Here is a 1,038-nt window from a genome sequence, read left to right as displayed (position 1 = left end):
ACCGAAGCTGCGGCCCAACCCTCCGCCCGACCGCCTCCCACGCCAGCTCGACCGGCGCATGCATAGGCTGCGCCAAGGCGCAAGCCGTGAGGGAAGGCTGTGGGATAACTCCTACTGCGGTAGCACCCCAACATGCGCCACCGCTTCGGCAGAGGGGTCATGGAGGGCCAGCAGGGCTAGCAGCGCGAACACTGATCCAACGAAGATAGCTCGGACAGGCTAGCAATATGATCCATTTTCGCAGGCTGCACGTGTTCAGGCGCGAATTTGGAATACGTCTGACTGCAATTGTGAAGCCGAATACTCGCTTACTTGCGGGGATCGAGCAGACTGCGGGCTACGTCTTCTATGTGCGTGCGCATAGCGGTTTCCGCTTGCAGGGCGTCGCGACCGCTGATGGCATCCAGAATGGTCTTGTGCTGCTGCGCATAGTGCTCCCGTCGCTCCGGCGTGAGTACAGCCTGACGCAGCTGGCTCCACGTCCTTTGCCGTCTTATCGCATTAAAGCTATCGAAAATTGAAAGCAGGAGTCGATTGCCCGTGACCAGACACAGTGCCCGGTGGAATTGCCCATCCCAAGACTCCCACGCTGCAGGATCTCCCGAGGCTCTTCCTTTCTGAACTAGTCCGAACATATCGGAAATTTGAAGTTCGCTCGCACGCAGCGCTGCCATTCGGGCGATCTGAGGTTCGATCGCTAGGCGTGCCTCTAGCGCCTCGGCCGGGCTCGTGTTTGCGGTAACGAACGACAGTTGTGTCGGTGCTTTCTCGGGACGCGAACCAGCAAAGGTACCCTGACCGACATGGCGCCAGATCCGTCCTTCCGCCTCGAGCCGATCAAGCGCCACCCGCAACCCCATTCGACTGACGTCAAGCTGCCGCGCTAGATCGCGTTCCGGCGGAAGCCGGCTCTGCGGCTGGAACCGGTTCTCACGCAGCATTTCGTCAAGCTTCTGGTGAGCGTAGTCGGACCTCTTCATACTAGACCATTCCGCATTGGCTTATTTTGATTGGCGAGCGCCCACTGTGTGTTGACAG

The 1,038-nt window shown here is 59.4% G+C and carries 1 protein-coding gene; it reads right to left on the bottom strand.

Features of this window, described 5'->3' with window-relative positions; genetic code table 11:
* Positions 1 to 308 precede the first annotated feature (308 nt).
* Positions 309 to 980 carry a FadR/GntR family transcriptional regulator gene (locus AC1D0I_RS32590; RefSeq protein ID WP_126070473.1) on the bottom strand — a complete coding sequence of 224 codons (672 nt, stop codon included), beginning with the start codon at positions 978 to 980 and terminating at the stop codon, positions 309 to 311.
* Between the last annotated feature and the right edge of the window lie 58 nt (positions 981 to 1,038).

It is taken from the genome of Mesorhizobium sp. P2_D1 (assembly GCF_056404455.1).
This window is presented reverse-complemented; position numbering and strand designations above follow the sequence as displayed.

Excerpts from the sequence above, each read along its gene's own strand:
- AC1D0I_RS32590 (WP_126070473.1), bottom strand. The coding sequence starts at position 980 with ATGAAGAGGTCCGACTACGCTCACCAGAAGCTTGACGAAATGCTGCGT.